This window comes from Micromonospora sp. CA-248089, assembly GCF_050948515.1.
In the GTDB taxonomy this organism is placed as follows: Bacteria; Actinomycetota; Actinomycetes; order Mycobacteriales; family Micromonosporaceae; genus Micromonospora.
Genome location: NZ_CP192016.1, coordinates 2,859,155 through 2,878,746, shown reverse-complemented (window position 1 = coordinate 2,878,746; position 19,592 = coordinate 2,859,155). Strand labels below are relative to the sequence as shown.

The following is a 19,592-nucleotide window of genomic DNA, read 5'->3' as shown; positions in this document are numbered from 1 at the left end:
GATCGCGTCACGGGTGAGGTCGGCGAGGTGGCGGGGTACGGCGGGCGCGGCCGCGCCGGGCGGCGGCGCGCATCGCGGCGCGGGCCAGTTCCGGCCGGTCGGCGGCCCCGTCGAGGCTGGCGGCGAGCGCCCGCACGGTCGGGTGGCGGAACAGGTCGAGCATGGTGATCGAGCGGCCGGTGGCCTCGGTGAGCCGGGCGTGCACGGCGGCCAGGGCCATCGAGTGGCCGCCGATGTCGAAGAAGTTGTCGCTGACGCCCACCGCGTCGCGGCCGAGCACGTCCCGCCAGATCCCGGCGATCAGCTCCTCGGTCGCGGTGAGCGCGTCCGACCCGGCGGGCAGCGGCGCGCGGGCCGGGTCGGCCGTGGCGACGCTCATCGCGCCGAGCGCCGCGACGCGTACCGCCGGGCGGGGCAGCTCCGGCGCGACCTCGGCGGCCGGCGCGTCCGGGTCGGCGGCGAGCGCGCCGACCAGGGCGGCCAGGTCGGCCAGGAGCGCTTCGATCCGCTCGGCCTCGAAGAGGTCCGGGTTGTGCACCACCTCGACGCCGGCCCGACCGTCGCGTTCCACCACGTAGACGGTCAGGTCGAACGGCGACCCGGGCTTGGGCACCGGCACCGGCTCGACGGCCAGGCCGGTCAGCGTCAGCCGGGGCGTGACGAAGTTGAGCACGTTGAACAGCACCTGCACCAGCGGGGCGCGGGAGGTGCCCCGGCCCACGCCGAGCGCCTCGACGACGCGTTCCAGCGGCGCGCCCGGGTGGGCGGTGACCTCGTGCAGTTCGGCGGCGGCCCGGTCGACCTGCTCGGCGAAGCTCGCGCCGCCGGAGCGGACCCGCACCGGCACGGTGTCGATGAAGAACCCGATCACCTCGTCGAACGCGGCCAGTCGCCGGTCGGCGACGATCGCGCCGAGCACGTGCTCGTCGCTGCCGGTGACCCGGCGCAGCAGCTCGCCGAACGCGGCCAGCAGCACCGCCGCGACTGTGGTGCCGCGCCGGGCGGCCAGGTCGCGTACGGCCCGGTCGGCGGTCTCGTCCAGCCGTACCGCGGCCTCCACGCCGGCGTACGTCTGCACGGCCGGGCGGGGACGGTCGCGGGGCAGGTCCAGCACGGTGGGCGCGCCGGCCAGGTGCGCGGTCCACCACGCCAGGTCGGTGTCGCCCCGGCGCCGGTCCCGGTCGGCGCGCCACACCGCGTAGTCGGCGTACGTTGCGGGCAGCGGCGGGCGGCCGGGCACGGACCGGCCGAGCGCGCGGGCGTACGCGAGCGCCAGCTCGTCGTAGAGCAGCGCCTCCGACCAGCCGTCGAACACCGCGTGGTGCACTGTCACCGCGAGCACGTGCTCCTGCGCGGCGAGCCGGTACACGGTCACCTGCCAGGGCGGCCCGGTGGCCAGGTCGAACGCGTGCCCGGCCCCGGCCGCGAGCATCCCGGCCAGGTCACCGTCCGGGTCGGCGGTACCGGTCAGGTCGACCACCGGAACCGCCACGTCGGTGGGTTCCTCGCGGACCGCGTACGGCACGCCGCCGTTCTGCGGGATGCGCCAGCGCAGCACGTCGTGCCGTTCGGCGACGGCCCGCAGCGCGGCGCCGAGCGCGGTGACGTCCAGCGGCCCGCGCAGCCGGTGCGCGACGGCGATGTTGTACGGCGCGCTGGACGGGGCGAGCTGGTCCATGAACCACAGCCGTCGCTGCGGCGGGGACAGCGTCGGCGGGTTGCCGGTGGTCAGCTCGTCGGCGTCGGCGGGGTCGGCGGCGCGGACCCGGTCCACGAACGCGGCGAACGTGCGGTCGGCGAACAGCACCCGCGCGTCCACCTGCCGGCCCAGCTCCGCGCGCAGCGCCGCGACCAGCCGCATCGCGGCGATGGAGTTGCCTCCGGCGGCGAGGAAGTCGCTGTCCGCGGCGGGCGCCGCGCCGAGCAGCCGGGTCCAGATCCGCCGGACCGCCGCCGTCACCGGGTCGTCGTCGGCGGACGCGTCGGCCACGGCGGCCGGGGCGGTCGCGGCCAGCTCGCGCAGCGCCGGCCGGTCAGCGCGTCCAGCCGCACCGTCCGGGCCGGCAGCATCGCGGTGGTCAGCCGCGTCGCCGCGTACGCCCGCAGCTCGTCGTCGCCGGGCGCGCCGGCCGGGGTGAGGAACGCGACCAGCTCGGCGCCGGCCGGGCCGAGTATCGCCTCCACCGCGACCCGCTCGACGCCCGGGCAGGCGGCGAGCACGGCCTCGACCTCGCCCAGCTCGATGCGCTGGCCGCGCACCTTGACCTGCCGGTCGGCGCGGCCGAGGTAGACGATCCGGCCGTCCGGGCCCTGCCGGACCAGGTCGCCGGTGCGGTAGAGCCGTTCGCCGGGCACGTCGCCGAACGGGTCGGGCACGAACCGCTCGGCGGTCAGGCCGGGCCGGTTGAGGTAGCCGTCGGCCAGGCCCGGCCCGCCGATGAGCAGCTCGCCGGTCTGGCCCGCCGGCACCGGCCGCAGGTCGGCGTCGACCACGTACGCCCGGTGGTTGGGCAGCGGCCGGCCGATCGGCATCGGGTCGGTGTCGGCGTCGGTGAGGTCGCAGGCGACCGCCAGGACGCTGGTCTCGGTCGGGCCGTAGCCGTTGACGAAGCGCCGGCCGGGCGACCAGCGGGCGACCAGCTCGGCCGGGACCGCCTCGCCGCCGCAGATCAGCACCCGCCACGACGGAAACCCGGCCGGGTCCAGCAGCGACAGCACGGTGGGGGTGATGAAGCCCCAGGTCACCTCGTGCGCGGCGGCGAACCGGGCGATCCGCGCCGGGTCGGCCCGGTCCTCGGCGCCGAGCAGCTGCACCGACCCGCCGAGCGTCAGCGGCACGAACAGGTCCATGACGACCACGTCGAAGCCGAGCGAGGCGATGCCGAGGCTGCGCACCGAGGCGTCGGCGCCGGTCAGCGCGGTCACGCCGGTGACGAACTCGACCAGATTGCGGTGGGTGTTCAGCACGCCCTTCGGGCGGCCGGTGGAGCCGGAGGTGAACAGCACGTACGCCGGGTCGCCGGGGCGGGCCGGGCAAGGCGCGAGCGGGGCCGGGCCGGGCGGTCCGAGCGTCGTCACGCCGGGTTCGTCGCCGAACTCGGCCGCTGCCGCGTCGCCGACCACCACCCGTACGCCCGCGTCGCGGGCGATGCCGCGCAGCCGCGCCCGGGGGCCGCCCGGCTCCAGCGGCACGTACGCGGCGCCGGACAGCAGCACGCCGACCACTGTGGCCACCAGGTCGGGGGTACGCGCGCCGCACACGCCGACCCGGTCGCCCCGGCCGACGCCGTGCCCGCGCAGCGCGGCGGCCACCCCGGCGGCCCGGTCGACGAGCTGCCGGTAGGTGAGGCGGGTGTCCCACTGGCGCACCGCCACCGCGTCCGGCGTGCGGGCGGCCTGCTCGGTGATCAGGTCCGCGAGGGTGGCGTCCGGCCAGGGCAGATCCGGGCCGTGGACGGCGCTGACGGTCAGGGTGTCGGTCACCGGAGTGCTCCAAGGGGTTCGGCCGGGTCGGTGATCTGGAGGCGGAGTTCGCTGACGTAGCCGCGGCCCCGGGCGTCGGGCACCCAGGCCTCGGTGGGCGCGGGCAGCAGTTCGGAGACCACCACCGGCACGTCCGGCCCGGTACGCAGCGCGGCGTCGACCATGGCGCACAGCGACTGCGCGTACAGCGGCCCGGTCAGGTCCACGTAGCAGGGTTTGATCTCGGTGCCGACCTTGACGAAGACCCGCTCGGGCAGGCCGGTCTCGGCGCGCCAGCGGCGTACCGCCAGGTAGCGGGCGGACTCGTCGGAGTGGCCGCCCAGCCCGCACGCCCCGGCCGTGGTGCGCCAGGTGCGCCGCGCCACGACCAGCCGGTCGATGGTGATGCGGGGCGTGTACGCGGCGGCGCCGAGCAGCTTGAACGCGTCGAGCAGCAGCGAGCCGAGCAGCGTGGCGAAGACCTCCATCAGCGGCCAGCGGGCGCCGTCGGGGAAGACTGCGGTGAGCTGGTCGCCGGTGCGCTCGACCACCACTGCGGTGGCCGGGACCAGGCGGTCCACGTCGGCGCCGTGCGCGGTGTCGATGCCGAGCTGACGGTCCGCCGGGCCGGTCAGCGCGTACGTGGTGCGGGTGGTGCGGCGGGGGAAGCTGTCCGGCCACAGCACCCGCAGCCGGACCGGGCCCAGGTCGGTGTCGAGGTCGGCGCGCAACGCGGCCGGGTCCGGGTGGAACGGGCTGAGCACCGCGCTGTCGAAGGCGACCGAGGCGGGGTGCAGCTCGCCGAGCACCAGCAGGAAGTCGCCGCGCTCGACTGCCTCCGGCGAGTCGGCGCACAGTTGCACGTCCGGGTTGTGCAGCCGGGCCGACGGCCAGCCGGGCCGGGTCGCCGGGAACAGCTCCCGGGCCCGCTCGGTCAGGTCCGCCGCGCGCAGCCGCAGCTCGGCCTGGCCCTCGGGCAGGTCGGCCAGGCCGAACAGCTCGGCCCAGCGTGCGGTGAGCGTGGCGCCGGCCCGGCCGATCGGGCCGTCCGGGGCGATGAGCGTGCCCTGGGCCAGCAGCCACAGGTCGGCCAGCCGCACCGGGCCGTCGGCGGCCAGTTCCTCGTGCAGCTCGGTGAAGAGGTCGCCGCAGCGGGCGGCCACCTCGCCGGTGAACCACCGGGCGGTACGCAGCACCACGGCGAGGGGCTCGGCAAGCGCGTCGAGCACCGCCGAACCGATCCGGAACTCCAGGTCGCGGGCGGTCTCCTCGTAGCAGACGGTGCGGGCGGCGTACATCTGGCCGCTGTGCCGGGTGGCCGGGCGCCCGGTGACGGCGGTGAACTCGGCGTTGAGCGCGGCGAGCGCGGCGCCGAGCCGGTCCGGGTCACCGGCCGCGGCGGCCACCGCGTTTCGGGCGGCGCACAGCCGGCCGAACTCGGCCGCCGTCGCGGCGCGGACCGGCTCGTCGCCGATCGCGGCGATCCGCGCGGCGAGCACCCGCTCGGCGTCGGGCGCGATCGGCAGGTTGGCGCCCCAGCTGAGCCGGCCGCGCTCGACCCAGCGGTCCAGCAGCAGGTAGACGTCGTCGGGTCGGTGCACCTCACCGGCGTCGCGGAGCCGGTGCGCCAGCTCCAGCGCCGGGGTCCGCCCGTCGCAGGCGCCGAGCAGCACCGCCTCGACCGGGGTCAGCGCGACCGGCGGGTGCAGCGGCACCCGCAGCTCCCGCCCGGCGACGGTCAGGTGCGGTTGCAGGGCGGGCGCCCACCAGCGGCGCACCGCGAGGTCGTCGGCGAGCCGGTCGGCGTACGCGATGAGCGCCCACGCCTCGAAGTACACCCGCCGCCGGTGCACCAGCGCGTCACCGGGCGCGGCGTGCAGGCCGGGGCGGGTGGCGTCGAACGTGCCCCAGCAGACCGGGCCGAAGAAGCCGATGGTCTCGGCCTTGCCGCAGTAGCGCTGCCAGTAGCGCAGCAGGCTCAGCTCGCGCTTGCGGCGGCGGACGTTGCGGACCTGCGGGTCGGTGCGCAGCAGCCCGTCCAGCGCGATCAGCATGTCCGGGTTCTGCCAGGTCACCGCCTCGCGCAGCAGCGGGTCGGCGGCCAGTTCACCGGCCACGCCGGAGGACGCGGCGAACGCCTCGGCCAGCGCCTCGCCGAACACCTCGGGGCCGGTGTCGCCGGCGAGCAGCGCGTCCGCGGCGGCGGCGCAGGCCGGCGCCGCGAACCGGTCCAGCCCGGCGGCCGGGAAACCGGCGGTACGCAGGACCACGTCCCGCCACACCGACCAGCCGGTGTCGCCCAGGGGCAGCAGGTGGCTCACCGGTGGTCCTCCCGCCGGGCGTCGGTGATGTGCAGGCGCAGCTCGCTGAAGTAGCGGCGGCCCTGCCCGTCGGGCACCCACGCCTGCTCCGGCGCGGGCAGCATCTCGCTGACCGTGAACGACACGTCGTCGCCGCCGTCGACCCGGGCGGCGCGCACCATCGCGCAGAGCGTGGTGGCGAACGCCGGCGCGGACAGGTCCACGAAGCAGGGTTTGGTCTCGGTGCCGAACTTGACGTACACCTGCTCGGGCAGGCCGAGGCGGCGGCGCCACTCCCGGACGGAGAGGAACCGGTCCCGTTCGCCGTTCGGCAGGGCCAGGCCGCTCTCGCCCACTGTGGTACGCCACGTCTGCCGGGCCAGCACCAGCCGGTCCACGGTGATCCGGGGCGTGTACGGCGCGGCGGCGACCAGCTTGAACCCGTCCACGGCGTGCGCGCTGAGCGGCTCGGCGAAGATCTCGACGAGCGGCCAGCGCTGCCCGTCCGAGGCGGTGGCGACCAGGTCGCCGTCCACCTCGTCGACGACCAGGTCGACGGTGGGCAGCACGCGGGCCGGGTCGGCGCCCGGCGCGTCGAGGAACGCCAGGTGCCTGTCGGTCGGTCCGGTCAGCGACTCGGCGGTACGGCTGGTCCGCCGCGGCCAGTCCGCCGGGAACAGCAGCCGGACGCGCCGCTGACCGAGGTCCGCGGCGAGCGCGTCGCGCAGCCGCTCCACCTCCGGGTGCGACGGCGTGAACACCGCGCAGTCGAACGACGACCAGGCGGCGTGCAGCTCGCCGAGCACCACCGTGTAGTCGCCGCGCCGCAGCGCGTCCGCGTCGGTCGCGCAGATCTGCAGGTCGGGGCTGTGCATGGCGGCGTTGGACCACTGCGGGCCGGTGCCGGGGAACACCGCGTCGATCCGGTCGGTGAGGTCGGCGGCGCGCAGCCGTACGTCGGTGGTGCCGGCGGGCAGCGTGTCCAGGCCGAACAGCCCGGCCCAGCGGGCCGCGAAGTCCGCCGCGACCGCGTCGACCGGTCGTTCCCCGTCGCCCCAGAACATGCCCTGGGCCAGGAACCACAGGTCGGCCAGCGGCACCGGGGCACCGGACTCGGCGCGCAGTTCCTCGTAGAGGCCGCGCAGCACGTCGAGGTAGGCGCGGGCGAGCGCGTTGGCCAGCCACCGGGCGGCGCGCAGCAGCACGTCCAGCGGGGCGGCCAGCTCGGTGAGCAGCGGCGCGCCGAACACCACGTCCAGGTCCCGCGCGCTGTCCTCGTAACAGAGCGTGCGGCCCGCGTACATCTGCCCGGCCCGGCGTACCGCGGGCACGCCGGTCAGCTCGGTGAACGTGGCGTCGAGGGCGTCCAGGGCGGTCCGCAGCCGGTCCGCGTCGCCCGCCGCCACGGCAACCGCGTCGCGGGCGGCGCGCAGCCGGTCGAACCCGGCGCGCGCGGCGGCGCGGGCCGGCTCGTCGCCGATCGCGTCGATCCGTTCGGCGAGCACCCGCTCGGCGTCCGGGCTCACCGGCAGGGCCGCGTCCCAGGTGACCAGTTCCCGCTCGACCAGCCGGTCGAGCAGCGCGTAGCCGTCCTCCGGGCGGCGCAGCCCGATCGCCGGATCGGCGACGAGGTCGGCGGCGGCCCGCCGGCCGTCGGCCGCGCGCAGCAGGGCGGCCTCCACCGGGGTCAGCGTCAGCGGCGGGCGGCCGGGCCGCAGCACGTCGCGGCCCCGGACGGCCAGGTGGGCCCGCAGCATCGGCGGCCACCACCGGTGTACGGCCAGGTCCGCGCCGATCCGTTCGGCGTACGCGGTCAGCGCCCACGACTCGAACCACACCCAGCGCCGCCGGGTCAGACTCTCGCCAGGGTTGACCCGGGCAACCTCCGGCTGCGCGGGATCCACTGTGACCCAGCAGCTGGGGCCGAAGAAGCCGACCGTCTCGTTCTTGCCGCAGTAGCGCTGCCAGTACTTCAGCAGCGCCCGCTCCCGGTCCCGGCGGCGGACGTTGCGGGCCGCGTCGGCGCCCCCACGGACCAGACCGTCGAACGCGACCAGCGCGCCCCGGTTCTGCCAGGTGACCGCCTCGCGCAGCAGCGGGTCGGCGGCCAGCTCGCTGAACCGCTGCGCGCCGGTGCGCAGCGCCTCGTCGAACTCCTTGGCGAACCGGTCCTCGCCGGCACCGGTGGCCAGCAGCTCGTCGGCCGCCGCGGCGGCCCGGGGCGCGGTGAACAGCTCCAGCCCGTCGGCGGGGAACCCGGTGGTCCGCAGCACCGCGTCGCGCCACACCGACCAGCCGGTGTCGCCGAGGGGGACCCGGTGCGCGGCGCCGGCGGTCCCGCGACCGGCGGCGCGCACCGGGTCCGGACCCGCGTCCGGCGTGCCGGCGCGGGTGTCGGTGGACGCGGAGGTCAGGTCGGCCCGGATCAGCCCGGCCAGCTCGGTCAGCCGGTCGTGCAGGAAGAAGTGCCCGCCGTCCAGCTCGTGCAGGGTGAACCCGGCCGCGGTGTGCTCGGCCCAGGCGGCGCTCTGGTCCCGGGTGACCGCGCGGTCGGCGCGGCCGGCGAACACGACGATCGGCACCGGCAGCGGCTCGCCCGGCACGTAGCGGTAGGCGTCGACCCGGCCGAAGTCGGCGTGCAGCAGCGGGAGCAGCAGCTCCACCAGCTCGGGGTGGTCGAGCAGCTCGGCGGGGAGGCCGCCGCCGTCGCCGAGGCGGCGCAGTAGCTCCTCGTCGGTGGCTCGGGACAGCCCGTCGAACGGGCCGGGCGTGGTGACGTGCGGGGCGCGGGCGCCGCCGACGTAGAGCCGCAGCGGCAGCGGACGGCCGGTGCGGCGCAGCTCGCGGACCACGTCGAAGCCGAGCCGTCCGCCCATCGAGTGGCCGTAGATCGCGTACGGGCGGTCGGCGCGGGAGGCGATGGCCTCGGCCACGTCGGCGACGCCGAAGTGCGGGTCCTCGGTGATCCGGTTCTCCCGGCCGGGCAGTTGTACCGGCACCACGTCGATGCTCGCGCCGAACTCGGCCGCCCAGCGCCGGAACGCGCTGGCGCCCGCTCCGGCGTAGGGAAGGCAGAACAACCGCACCGGCGCCTCGGGTCGGCTTCCGGCGGAGACGAACCAGTTCACCGCGAACCTTTCTGCACGGGGTCGATCCAGTGCCGGCGGCGCTGGAACGGGTAGGTGGGCAGTCCGGTGCGCCGCACCGTGCCCTCGGGGTGCAGCGCGTGCCAGTCGACGTCGTGCCCGGCGACCCACTCGGCGGCCGTCTCGCGCAGCGGGCCGCCGTCACCGGCGATCCGGGCGTCGGTGTCCAGCAGCACGTCCAGCGCGGACAGCGCGGCCGGCAGGTCGGCGGCGACGACAGCCGCCCGGTGGGCGAACGCGCGCCGGCCCAGCGCCAGCGTGGCGGCCACGTCGGACAGTGCCGGGGCGGCGCCGGCGAGGTGGCCGCGCAGGCGGGCGAGCGCGGCCCGCAGCGCCGCCGGGGTACGCGCGGAGACCGGCAGCAGCCACGGTCCCTCGCCCGGCGGGTCGGCCGGCTCGGCGGGCGGCGGCTGTTCCACCACGACGTGCGCGTTGGTGCCGCCCAGGCCGAACGCGCTCACCCCGGCGACCCGGCGCCCGTCGTCCGGCCAGTCCCGCGCCTTGGTGGGCACGTAGAACGGCCCGGCGGTCAGGTCGATCTCCGGGTGCGGACGGGTGAAGTGCAGGTTCGGCGGGATCACCCCGTGCCGGACGGCGAGCACCGTCTTGATCAGCCCGGCGATACCGGCGGCCGCGTCGAGGTGACCGATGTTCGTCTTCACCGAGCCGAGCGCCGTGGACTCGGCGGGCGCGGCGCCCGCGTACACCTCGTGCAGCGCGGCGACCTCGATGGCGTCGCCCAGTGGCGTACCGCTGCCGTGGCCCTCGACGAAGCGGACCTCGCCGGGCGCGACCTCGGCGGTGGCGAGCGCGCCCGCGACGGCGGCGGCCTGTCCGGTCGGACCGGGAACGGCGAAGCCGGCCCGGTCCGGGCCGTCGTTGGTGACCGCCCAGCCGGGCAGGATCGCGTAGATGCGGTCGCCGTCGGCCTGCGCGTCGGCGAGCCGGCGCAACGCCACCACGCCCGCGCCGGAGCCGAAGCCGGAGCCGGCGGCGGCCTCGTCGAAGGCGCGGCACCGGCCGTCGGGCGACGCGAGCCCGCCCGCCCGGTGCCGCGGCCACATCACCGTGGACCCGCCGGCCAGGGCCAGGTCGCACTGGTAGTCGGCGAGGCTCTGCGCGGCCACGCACACCGCGACCAGCGAGCTGGAGCAGGCGCTCTGCACGGCCATCGCCGGGCCGGTCAGGCCGAGCCGGTAGGCCACCTGCCCGGGCAGGTGGTCGGTGAACTGGCGGCCGACGAGCCGGGCCTCCCAGTCGTCCGGGTCGACGTCGCCGACCACTGCCGGGTTGTCCATGAGGTGGAACAGGAAGTAGCGGTTGGCCGAGGTGGCGGCGTAGACGCCGACCAGCCCGGGGAAGCGCGCCGGGTCGTGCCCGGCGTCCTCCAGCGCCTCCCAGGCGGTCTCCAGGAACAGCCGGTGCTGCGGGTCGGTCCGGGCGGCCTCGTCGGCGCCGAAGCCGAAGAACTCGGCGTCGAAGTCGGCCGCCCCGTCGAGGCGGCCGGTGGCGCGGACGTGCCGGGGGTCGGCGCGCAGGCCGGGGCCGACGCCGAGCGCGGCCAGCTCCTCGTCGGTGTGGTCGTGCACGGAGTCGACGCCGGTGCACAGGTTCCACCAGAACGTGGCCACGTCGGGTGCGCCGGGGAACCGCCCGGCGACGCCGACCACGGCGATCTCGTCGCCGGTGTACTCGCGGGCGGCGCGGACCGGCGCGGCGGGTGCGGGCAGCACCGGGGCGCGGACCGCCTCGGGCGGGGCGTCCAGCAGCGCCGCCTGGGTGGCGATGGTTGGGTGGTCGAACAGGCGCAGCATCGGCAGGCGGACGCCGAACCGCTCGGCGAGACGCTGCTGCACCTGGCCCAGCAGCAGCGACTGCCCGCCCGCGTCGAAGAAGCTGGCGGTGCGGGCGACGGCGGCGCGGCCCAGCACCGCGCACCAGATGTCGTGCACCGCGCGCTCGGTGTCGGTGGCCGGTGCCTCCCCGGCGGGCACCTCGATCACCGGGCCGGGCAGCGCCCGCTCGTCGACCTTGCCGGTGACGGTGAGCGGGAACTCGTCGACCACCACCACCGCGCGGGGCACGGCGTAGCCGGGCAGCGCGGCGGTCAGCGCCGCGCGCAGCGCCGCCGGGTCCGGGCGGGCGCCGGCCGGGCGGGCGTACGCGAGCAGTTCGCCGTCGCGGACGACGGCGCGGACGCCGGCCACGCCGGGCTGGGCCGACAGCACCGCCTCGATCTCGGTCAGTTCGACCCGGTGCCCGCGCACCTTGACCTGCCGGTCGAGCCGGCCGAGGCAGACCAGTTCCCCGCCGGGCAGCAGCCGGCCCAGGTCACCGGTGCGGTACGACCGCAGGCCGTCGGCGTCGACGCCGAACCGGTCGCTGTCCTGGTTGAGGTAGCCGGGGGCGAGGTGGCGGCTGCGGACCACGATCTCGCCGGTGTCCGGGGCGAGGTCCAGCCGGTAGCCGGGGAACGCGGTGCCCACCGGCAGGGGGCCGCGGGCCTCCGGGTCCACCTCGGACAGCCGCAGGACGTGCCGGGCGGCGAACGTCATCTCGGTGGCGCCGTAGCCGTTGACGAGCACGCACTCGGGACCGAACCGGTCCCGGCCGCGCGCCGCGTCGGCCCAGGTGGCCTGCTCGCCGCCGAGCAGCACCGCCCGCACTGTGGGCAGCCGGCGCGCGCCGAGCGTGTCGAGCAGGAAGCGGTAGACGGTGGGCGTGCAGTGCAGCACCGTGGCGCGGTGCCGGTCGAGCTGCTCGACGGCGTACGCCAGACCCTGGCGGCGCAGGTCGACCGGGACGACGGCGGCGCCGGTGAGCAGCGCCGGGTAGAGGTCGGGGATGGCGGCGTCGAAGCTGAACGACGCGAGCAGGCTGAGCCGGTCGTCCGGGCCGATCGCGAGCGCGGCGATCTGGTTGTCGACGACGTGGGCCAGGTTGCGGTGGGTCTGCCCGACGGCCTTGGGCACGCCGGTGGAGCCGGAGGTGAACAGCACGTACGCCGGCGCGTCCGGGTCGGCCGTGACCGGGCGCAGCGGGGCCGGCGGCACCTCGTCCAGCGGCACGACCGGGCGTTCACCGGCCAGGGTGGACGCCAGGTCGCGGTGCTCGGCGGCGCAGGCCACGGCGGTGACGCCGGCGGCGTCGACCATGTGGCGCAGCCGCGCGACCGGGAAGCCCGGGTCCAGCGGCACGTACGCGCAGCCGGCCGCGAGGGCGCCGAGCAGCGCCGCCACGGTGGGTGCACCGTGCGCGGTGAGCAGCGCGATCCGGTCTCCGGCACGCAGGCCCGCGGCGGCGAACACGGCAGCGTGCCCGCCGGCCGCCCCGGCCAGCTCGGTGTAGGTGACCTCGTGGGTCTCACCGAGAAGTGCCGGACGTCCGCCGTGTACCGCCGAGATCGCGCCGAAACGATTGATGATCATCGTCTCTGCCATGTCAGGAAGCGGTTCGCGCTCCACTGAGGACACGCAGGCAGCAATCGACGAATGTGATCATTGATCCCCCCCAGGACTTCACATTGGAAGCAGGATATGGCTCGATCCGTGCGCCGGAAGAGCGGCGATGAGGCTTGAGCCGAAGAGGGGACGAGACCCTGGAACCTCGGACGGAGGAATTCGTCCGATCATCCCTCTAGCGCGTAGACGATTTACAGCGTACGCGTCAGGCAACAACTTATTTTACGGTGAAAATACTTCCGGGCCGTGGAATCTTCGCCGCAGACGGCCTCGGTGCCGCAGCTCGACCCGGGTCGCGGGGAGCCTGCTCAGACATCGTACGGCGGCCGTGGAATGGGGTCCACCATGGCGTCGAAGCCCTTCGGCAGCTGCGCCACGAGGTCGTGGAACTCCCCCACGGTCACCGTGTCGCGCAGGGTGGCGAGCACCGCCACGGCACCCACCTCGGCGACCGCCGGGTCCACCGCCGCGCGTTCGGCCACCCGGTACAGGAAGTCCACCGCACCGCCGGTGGTGGCCGTGCCACCCGGCTCCAGATAGCCGCCGACGTCGTCCGGCAACTGCGCCGCCAGGTCGGCCGCCTCGTCCGCGGTGATCCGGTCGGCGAGGGTCTGCAACACCGCGCGGGAGACGGTGGCGGCCTCGTCCGTGGGCAACTCGGCCCGTCGCGCCACCGCCTCGACGAACAGGGGGAACCGCATCCCACCCCTCCCCTCGCCGCCGGCGGGCACCACGCCCACCCGGTCGGCCCCGGCGGGTACCCGCCTCCACCCGGGCCAAACTCCCCCCGCCACGGCGAGCAGCTGCCCCGTCGCGAACCGGGGGTAACATCCGCGCCATGGCACCCGTCACCCACCCCGGCGCCTGCCCGCTGGACTGCCCGGACACCTGCGTCTGGCAGCTGACAGTCGACGACGGCCGGGCGGTCGCGTTGCGCGGCGACCGCGACCACCCGTTCACCAGGGGCGCGCTCTGCGGCAAGGTGAACCGCTACCTGGACGCGGTGAACGGGCCGGACCGGCTCACCACCCCCTGGATCCGCACCGGCCCGAAGGGCGCCGGCCGGGTCGCGTACCGGCCGGCGACCTGGGACGAGGCAGTGCAGCGGGTCGCCGCCGGGCTGCGCGCGAGCATCGAACGCGACGGCCCGGAGTCGGTGCTGCCCTACTACTTCGCCGGCACGATGGGCCTGGTCCAGGGCTGGACCATGGGTCCCCGGCTCTTCGCCCACCTGGGCGCGTCCCGGCTGGACACCACCATCTGCACGGCCGCGGCGCGGGCCGCGCTGCGCTCCCTCTACGGCGCCTCGGTCGGCTTCGAGCCGGAGTCGATCGTCGAGGCGAACCTGATCGTGCTCTGGGGCGCCAACCCGCTCGTCACCAACCTGCACCTGTGGCCGTTCGTGCAGCAGGCCCGCGAGCGCGGCGCGTACGTGGTGACCATCGACCCCCTGCGTACCGACACGGCGGCCCGCAGCGACGAGCACGTCGCGCCGCTGCCCGGCACCGACGCGGCGCTCGCCCTCGGGCTGATGCGGCACATCCGCGACGCCGGGGCGGCCGACGAGGCGTGGCTGGCCGCGCACACCACCGGCTGGCCGGAACTGGCCGCCCGGCTCGACGATTGGCCGGTGGAGCGGGCCGCCGCCGAGTGCGGCCTGCCCGCCGGGACGGTCCGCCGCCTCGGCGAGCGGATCGCCACCACCCGGCCGACGGCGGTACGGGTCGGGCTGGGCCTGCAACGCCACCACGGCGCCGGGCAGGCGATCCGGGCCATCTGCGCGCTGCCGCTGGTCACCGGCGACTTCCGGTACCCCGGCGGCGGGGCCCTGGTGACCACCAGCGGCCACCACCCGGTCGACAACGGCCCGGTGATCCGGCCGGCCGGCATGCCCGCCCCGCCGGCCCGGTCGCTGAACATGAGCCGGCTGGCAGCCGTGCTCACCGGGGAGGCCGACCCGCCGGTCACCTCGCTCGTGGTGTTCAACGCCAACCCGGCGGCGACCGCGCCGGACCAGGCCCGGCTGCTGACCGGGCTGGGCCGCGCCGACCTGTTCACCGTGGTGCTGGAGCAGCGCTGGACCGACACCTGCGACTACGCCGACGTGGTGCTCCCGGCGACGATGCAGCCCGAGCACCTCGACCTGCAGACGTCCTACGGGCACCACTACACGACGCTGAACCTGCCGGTGACCCGCGCGCCCGGCGAGGCGCTGCCGAACACCGAGATCTTCCGGCGGATCGCCGCGGCGCTCGGCGTGGACCACCCCGCGTTCTCCGACAGCGACGAGGACCTGGCCCGGCAGTTGCTGGCCGGCGCCCCGATCACGTACGAGGAGTTGCGCGAGCGCACGTACGCCCGGCTCACCGGCGTGCCGGTGGGTTCCGCGCCGTACGCCGAGGGCGGTTTCCCCACCGCCGACGGGCGGGCCCGGCTGCACGACCCGGCGCTGGCCGCGCTCGGGGTGGACCCACTGCCCGGGTACACGCCACCGGCCGAGGCGGCCGACCCGGACCTGGCCCGCCGGTTCCCGCTGACGCTGCTCACCCCGGCCAACCGCTACCTGATGAACTCCACGTTCGCCTCGCTCCCGTGGCACACCCGCCGCGCCGGACCGCCCCGGGTGCACCTGCACCCGGCCGACGCGGCGGCGCGCGGGCTCACCGACGGCGACGCGGTACGCGTCCACAACGACAGGGGCGCGTTCCTCGCCGCGGTGGCCGTGGACGACGCGGCCCGGCCGGGCCTTGCGTTCACCTACAAGGCGTACTGGGCGCGGCGCAGCCCGGGACGGTCCACCGTCAACGCCGTGACCGGCGTCCGGGACACCGACCTGGGCGAGGCGCCGACGTTCCACGACTGCCGGGTGCAGGTCGAGCCGGTGCCGGCCGGCCTGCTGACCGCCGAGCCGCCCCTGGACGATGCCGCCGAGCCCGTCGCGGCTGGGTGATTCGGGACCTCCGGCCCCCTGACCTGGTCTTTGCGCCCCTGCTGCCGGCCCGTCGCCGCCGCCTAGCGTCGGTGGCGGACACAGGGAGGTTCGCCATGCGTACGTGGCAGGTGCAGGACGTGATGACCAGGAACGTGGCGTCGGTACGGGAGGGCACGGCCTATCGGGAGATCGTCGACGTGCTGGCCGACCGGCACGTCACGGCGGCGCCGGTGGTGGACGAGACCCGCCGGGTGCTGGGCGTGGTGTCCGAGGCGGACCTGATGTACAAGGTGGAGTTCCAGGGCCGGCCCCGGGAGCGGCGGATCCTGCCGGACCGGCACCGCCGCGAGGCGCGGGCGAAGGCGGGCGCGACGCTCGCCGCCGACCTGATGACCGCTCCCCCGGTCACGATCACCCCGGACGCGACGATCGTCGAGGCGGCCCGGCTGATGGACGCGCGCGGCGTGAAGCGGCTGCCGGTGGTCGACGACCTCGGCCGCCTGGTCGGCATCGTCACCCGCGGTGACCTGCTCAAGGTGCACCTGCGCCCGGACGCCGGCATCCGGCGGGACGTGGTCGAGGAGGTGCTGTGGCGCAGTCTCGGCGTCCGCGACGGCGTGGTGGACGTGACTGTCGACAGGGGCGTGGTGACGCTGACCGGACAGGTGGAGCGCCGGTCCACCGCACAGCTCGCGGTACGGCTGACCCGGCAGGTCAGCGGCGTGGTCGAGGTGGTCGACGCGCTCGGCTACGCGACCGACGACGCGCCGATGGCGGGCCTGCGCATCGGCGGTGCCCCGGCCGGCCTCGCCTGACCCGGCACGAGGCGGTGGCGCCGGCCCGGGCCGGCGCCACCGGCGTCACTCCGAACCGAGCGCGTCCAGCACCAGCGCGGCGGTCCAGCTGAACGCCGGGGAGCCGAGGCCGGTGCCGGTGTCCGGGTGGAAGTACTCGTGGCAGCCGGACCGGTCGACCAGGTCGAGCAGCGACTCGCGCAGCCCGGCGGCCAGGTCGGCCCGTCGATGCGTGCGCAGCCCCTGCCAGAGCAGCCAGCCGGTGTTGATCCAGCTGGGCCCGCGCCAGTAGCGCAGCGGCTCGAAGTCCGGCGCGGTGCGGTCGTACGTGGGCAGCGGCCGGTCCATCCGGGCGGCCAGCCCGAAGCGCGGCGAGCACGCCTCGGCCAGCAGCGCGGACACCTGCGCGGCGGGCAACTCGGGCAGCGCCAGCGGCATCAGCCCGAGCACGGTCCGGGCCGGCACGAGCCGGTCGGCGCGTACGTCGCGGGGACGGAAGGTGCCGGTGACCGGGTCCCAGAGGCGGGTGACGAGCGCCTCGGTGATGCGGGCGCCCCGGTCGCGGTGCGGCCCCGGGTCGGCGCCGATCACCGTGGCGATGCGCGCGAGGGCGTACTCGGACACGCCGAGCGCGGCGTTCACCAGGGGGCACTCCACCAGGAACGGGTGCCGCCCGAGCAGTCCCTCGTCCCGGTAGCGGCCGGCCCGGTAGCTCTCCACCAGCGCGACGTAACGCGCGTAGTCCAGGTCGGTGGGGCGCTGCGCGGCGTCGGCGTGCGCGGTGTCGTGCCGGCGGTACGCGCGCATCACCGCCTCGTCGGCGGACACCCCCGCCAGCGGCGCGTCCCAGGCGGGGCTGTTGTCCAGCCCGGACTCCCACGGGTGCACGATCGACGCCAGCCCGCCACCACCGGCGTCGCGCCGGCCGGTCAGGTAGCGCTGCTGCGCGACCAGCCTCGGGTAGAGCCGCCGCAGCGCGGCCACCGACGCCTCGCCGGGCGCGCGGCGGTGCACCAGCCAGGCGGCCGGGGCGTGCACCGGCGGCTGGACGATCCCGGAGGTGGCCCGGGCCGGCGCCCCGTCGGCACGGGCCGAGTCCCAGAACTGCGGCCCGGGGAAGTACGGCCCGGCGCGCGAGGCCGGGTTGAACACGATGTGCGGCACCCGCCCGTCGACCCACTGCGCGGCGAACAGTGTGCGCAGCTCCCGCCAGGCCCGGTCCGGGCGGACGTGGGCCAGGCCGATCGCGATGAAAGCCGAGTCCCAGCTCCACTGGTGCGGGTAGAGCGTGCGGGAGGGGACGGTGTGGTCGTGTTCCCAGTTGGCGTCCAGGGTGGCCAGCGCGAGCCGGCGCAGCCGGGCGTGCCGCTCGGCGTCGGCGCGTACCCCGGTGGTCAGCGTCATGCGGCGGCCCGCCGGGGACGGGCCTGGGCCAGCGCGGTGGCGGCCTGGCGCAGCGCGGCGACCGGCTCGCCGCGCAGCCGGCACTCCAGCGCCAGCCAGCCGGTGTAGCCGATCGCGTCGAGCGTGGCCAGCAGCGCCGCCCAGTCGAGGTGCCCGGCGCCGGGCTGGTGCCGGTTGGAGTCGCTGACCTGGACGTGCCCGAGGCACGGCGCGGCCGCGCGCAGCGCGGCGTGCGGGTCGTCCTCCTCGATGTTCATGTGGTACGTGTCGGCGGCCACCCGCAGCGCCGGTGATCCGACCGCGCGGTACAGCTCGACGGCCTGGTCGAGCCGGTTGACCATGTGGTCCTCGTACCGGTTGAGCGGTTCCAGGAACACGGTGACCCCCTCGGCGCGGGCGTGCCCGGCCAGCTCGCCCAGGGCGTCGACGAGCACCCGCCGGTCGCCCTCGGCCGAGCGGGGTGGTTCGAACGGCGGCAGCCGGCGGGAGAACATGCCCCAGGCCGCCGGAGTCATCGCGCCGACGCCGCCGAGTTCGGCGATCACCGACAGCTGGGAGCGCAGGTTGTCCACCGCGTCGCGGGAGCGGTCCGGATCGAAGTCGCCGACGAAGTGGTCCATCTCGACGCAGACGGTCGGCATCACCACGCCGGCGGCGCGGGCGCGGCGCAGCTCCGGCAGCCGCCGGGCCAGCGCGTGGTCGCCCCGTCCGCGCAGCTCGATGCCCTGGTAGCCGAGGGAGACGGCGAGGGCGTACTTCTGGGTCAGGTCGCTGCCGGGAAGCAACTGCTCCTGGCAGGCAAGCGGAATGTCCATCAGAACCTCAGCACCACTTGGAGGACGTCACCGTCACCGCAGTCGAGCAACGCCAGGGCGTCGGCCACCGCGCCCGCGTCGACGACGTGGCTCACCAGCGGCAGCGGGTCGACGCTGCCCTCGGCCACCAGGTCCATGAAGGTGTGTGCGATCCGCGTCCCGGACCACCGGCCGGCCGTGCCGGGTGCCGGATCGGGCCCGGAGACCTGGGCGGCCACGAGCTGGATCCGGTTGTGGTGGAACTCCTCGCCGAGTTCCAGCCCGTGGGCGTACCCCTGGTAGAAGCCGGCCGCGACGACGCGCCCGGCGTGCGCGGTGGCGCGGATCGCCTCGTGCAGCGCCGGGTACGACCCGGACAGTTCCAGGCAGACGTCGGCGCCCCGGCCGTCCGTGGCGGCCCGCAGCGCGGCGGCGGGCGAGTCGGTGCCGGCGTCGACGACCCGGCGGGCGCCGAGCCGGGTGGCGTGCGCGAGCCGGGCGGGCATCCGGTCGACCGCCACCACTCGGGCGCCGGAGAGCGCGGCCAGGCGCGTGCCGAGCAGCCCGATCACGCCCTGCCCGAACACGCCCACCCAGTCGCCCAGGTGCAGGTCACCGGCGAGTACGGCGGTCAGCGCGATGGCGCCGGGCCGGGCGAACACGGCGGCGAGCGGGTCGAGGCCGGGTGGCAGCGGGTGCGCCGCCGTCGCGGGGAGCACCGCCTCGGCGCGGTGCCCCCAGATACCCCAGACGATCTGGCCGGGCCACCGCCCGGCCACGTCGGGAGCGACCTCGACGATCTCGCCGACCTCCTCGTATCCGAAGCCCACCACCGGGTACGCGGGCGTGGCCTGGCGGGGGACGAACATGCGGCTGCCGGCGTCCCAGTCCTTGCGCAGGCGCGGGTTGCTGCCCCGGTAGAGCGTCAGCTCGGTGCCGGCGGAGATGCCCGAATAGTGGGTGCGGACGCGGACCTGGCCCGGACCGAGGTGGTCCGCGGGGCAGGGCTCCAGGCGTACGTGCCGGGGCCCGGCCAGAGAGACAACCCAGTTGCTCATGGCGTCGCTCCGAAGAAAGTGCCGACCTCGATTCTAACCCAAAAAATGGGCATATGTGATTACATTGATGAATCGATGGGTATTGGCGGAAAGCCGTACTCTTTCGAGAGGAGTGCCACCGATGTCATCACCCTCCACACGGCGGCTCGCACTAGGCCTGATCCTGGCACTGACCGGGACCGGCGTGGCCGCATGCAGCGACGACGGGCCGAAATCCGACAGTTCGCAGATCACTGTCTGG

General features: G+C 76.0%; 11 protein-coding genes. 2 read left to right on the top strand and 9 right to left on the bottom strand.

Annotated elements, in window-relative coordinates; genetic code table 11:
- Positions 1 to 7 precede the first annotated feature (7 nt).
- The 6 genes from ACQP26_RS13685 to ACQP26_RS13660 form a co-directional block, all read right to left on the bottom strand.
- A complete protein-coding gene (locus tag ACQP26_RS13685; protein ID WP_433495893.1) occupies positions 8 to 1,990 on the bottom strand; it encodes a condensation domain-containing protein in 1,983 nt (660 codons plus the stop codon).
- Entirely contained in the window at positions 1,957 to 3,483 is a 1,527-nt protein-coding gene (locus ACQP26_RS13680) for an amino acid adenylation domain-containing protein (RefSeq protein WP_433495892.1), read from the bottom strand. Before ACQP26_RS13680 ends, ACQP26_RS13685 begins: the two co-directional genes overlap by 34 nt.
- Positions 3,480 to 5,783 carry a lantibiotic dehydratase gene (locus tag ACQP26_RS13675; RefSeq protein ID WP_433495891.1) on the bottom strand — a complete coding sequence of 768 codons (2,304 nt, stop codon included), beginning with the start codon at positions 5,781 to 5,783 and terminating at the stop codon, positions 3,480 to 3,482. The genes ACQP26_RS13680 and ACQP26_RS13675 overlap by 4 nt, the downstream gene beginning before the upstream one ends.
- Complete coding sequence (locus tag ACQP26_RS13670; RefSeq protein WP_433495890.1) at positions 5,780 to 8,890, bottom strand: thioesterase domain-containing protein; 3,111 nt, start codon at positions 8,888 to 8,890, stop codon at positions 5,780 to 5,782. The genes ACQP26_RS13675 and ACQP26_RS13670 overlap by 4 nt, the downstream gene beginning before the upstream one ends.
- Positions 8,887 to 12,336 carry an AMP-binding protein gene (locus ACQP26_RS13665; protein ID WP_433495889.1) on the bottom strand — a complete coding sequence of 1,150 codons (3,450 nt, stop codon included), beginning with the start codon at positions 12,334 to 12,336 and terminating at the stop codon, positions 8,887 to 8,889. The genes ACQP26_RS13670 and ACQP26_RS13665 overlap by 4 nt, the downstream gene beginning before the upstream one ends.
- 341 nt (positions 12,337 to 12,677) lie before the next feature.
- Positions 12,678 to 13,070, bottom strand: coding sequence for a DUF2267 domain-containing protein (locus ACQP26_RS13660; protein ID WP_269706607.1), 393 nt, complete (start codon positions 13,068 to 13,070; stop codon positions 12,678 to 12,680).
- A 137-nt stretch (positions 13,071 to 13,207) separates the two neighbouring features.
- Here ACQP26_RS13660 and ACQP26_RS13655 point away from each other — a divergent pair, with 137 nt between their 5' ends.
- Entirely contained in the window at positions 13,208 to 15,319 is a 2,112-nt protein-coding gene (locus ACQP26_RS13655; RefSeq protein ID WP_433495888.1) for a molybdopterin-containing oxidoreductase family protein, read from the top strand.
- Positions 15,320 to 15,414: 95 nt separating this feature from the next.
- Positions 15,415 to 16,116 carry a CBS domain-containing protein gene (locus tag ACQP26_RS13650; RefSeq protein ID WP_433495887.1) on the top strand — a complete coding sequence of 234 codons (702 nt, stop codon included), beginning with the start codon at positions 15,415 to 15,417 and terminating at the stop codon, positions 16,114 to 16,116.
- A 45-nt stretch (positions 16,117 to 16,161) separates the two neighbouring features.
- Here the strand turns inward: ACQP26_RS13650 and ACQP26_RS13645 are convergent, their stop codons facing one another.
- From ACQP26_RS13645 to ACQP26_RS13635, 3 genes are read right to left on the bottom strand one after another with little or no spacing between them, the layout of a single operon-like run.
- The gene (locus tag ACQP26_RS13645; protein WP_433495886.1) at positions 16,162 to 17,499 is read right to left on the bottom strand and encodes an MGH1-like glycoside hydrolase domain-containing protein; all 1,338 of its coding nucleotides are present in this window, start codon (positions 17,497 to 17,499) and stop codon (positions 16,162 to 16,164) included.
- Positions 17,496 to 18,314: a sugar phosphate isomerase/epimerase family protein gene (locus ACQP26_RS13640; RefSeq protein WP_433495885.1), complete on the bottom strand. Its 819-nt coding sequence runs from the start codon at positions 18,312 to 18,314 to the stop codon at positions 17,496 to 17,498. The genes ACQP26_RS13645 and ACQP26_RS13640 overlap by 4 nt, the downstream gene beginning before the upstream one ends.
- The gene (locus tag ACQP26_RS13635; protein ID WP_433495884.1) at positions 18,314 to 19,351 is read right to left on the bottom strand and encodes a zinc-binding dehydrogenase; all 1,038 of its coding nucleotides are present in this window, start codon (positions 19,349 to 19,351) and stop codon (positions 18,314 to 18,316) included. Before ACQP26_RS13635 ends, ACQP26_RS13640 begins: the two co-directional genes overlap by 1 nt.
- Positions 19,352 to 19,592: the final 241 nt, after the last annotated feature.

What these genes read in the sequence shown, in the direction of transcription:
- ACQP26_RS13665 (WP_433495889.1), bottom strand. Translation starts at nt 12,336, where the DNA reads ATGATCATCAATCGTTTCGGCGCGATCTCGGCGGTACACGGCGGACGT.
- ACQP26_RS13660 (WP_269706607.1), bottom strand. Translation starts at nt 13,070, where the DNA reads ATGCGGTTCCCCCTGTTCGTCGAGGCGGTGGCGCGACGGGCCGAGTTG.
- ACQP26_RS13655 (WP_433495888.1), top strand. Translation starts at nt 13,208, where the DNA reads ATGGCACCCGTCACCCACCCCGGCGCCTGCCCGCTGGACTGCCCGGAC.
- ACQP26_RS13650 (WP_433495887.1), top strand. Translation starts at nt 15,415, where the DNA reads ATGCGTACGTGGCAGGTGCAGGACGTGATGACCAGGAACGTGGCGTCG.
- ACQP26_RS13645 (WP_433495886.1), bottom strand. Translation starts at nt 17,499, where the DNA reads ATGACGCTGACCACCGGGGTACGCGCCGACGCCGAGCGGCACGCCCGG.
- ACQP26_RS13640 (WP_433495885.1), bottom strand. Translation starts at nt 18,314, where the DNA reads ATGGACATTCCGCTTGCCTGCCAGGAGCAGTTGCTTCCCGGCAGCGAC.
- ACQP26_RS13635 (WP_433495884.1), bottom strand. Translation starts at nt 19,351, where the DNA reads ATGAGCAACTGGGTTGTCTCTCTGGCCGGGCCCCGGCACGTACGCCTG.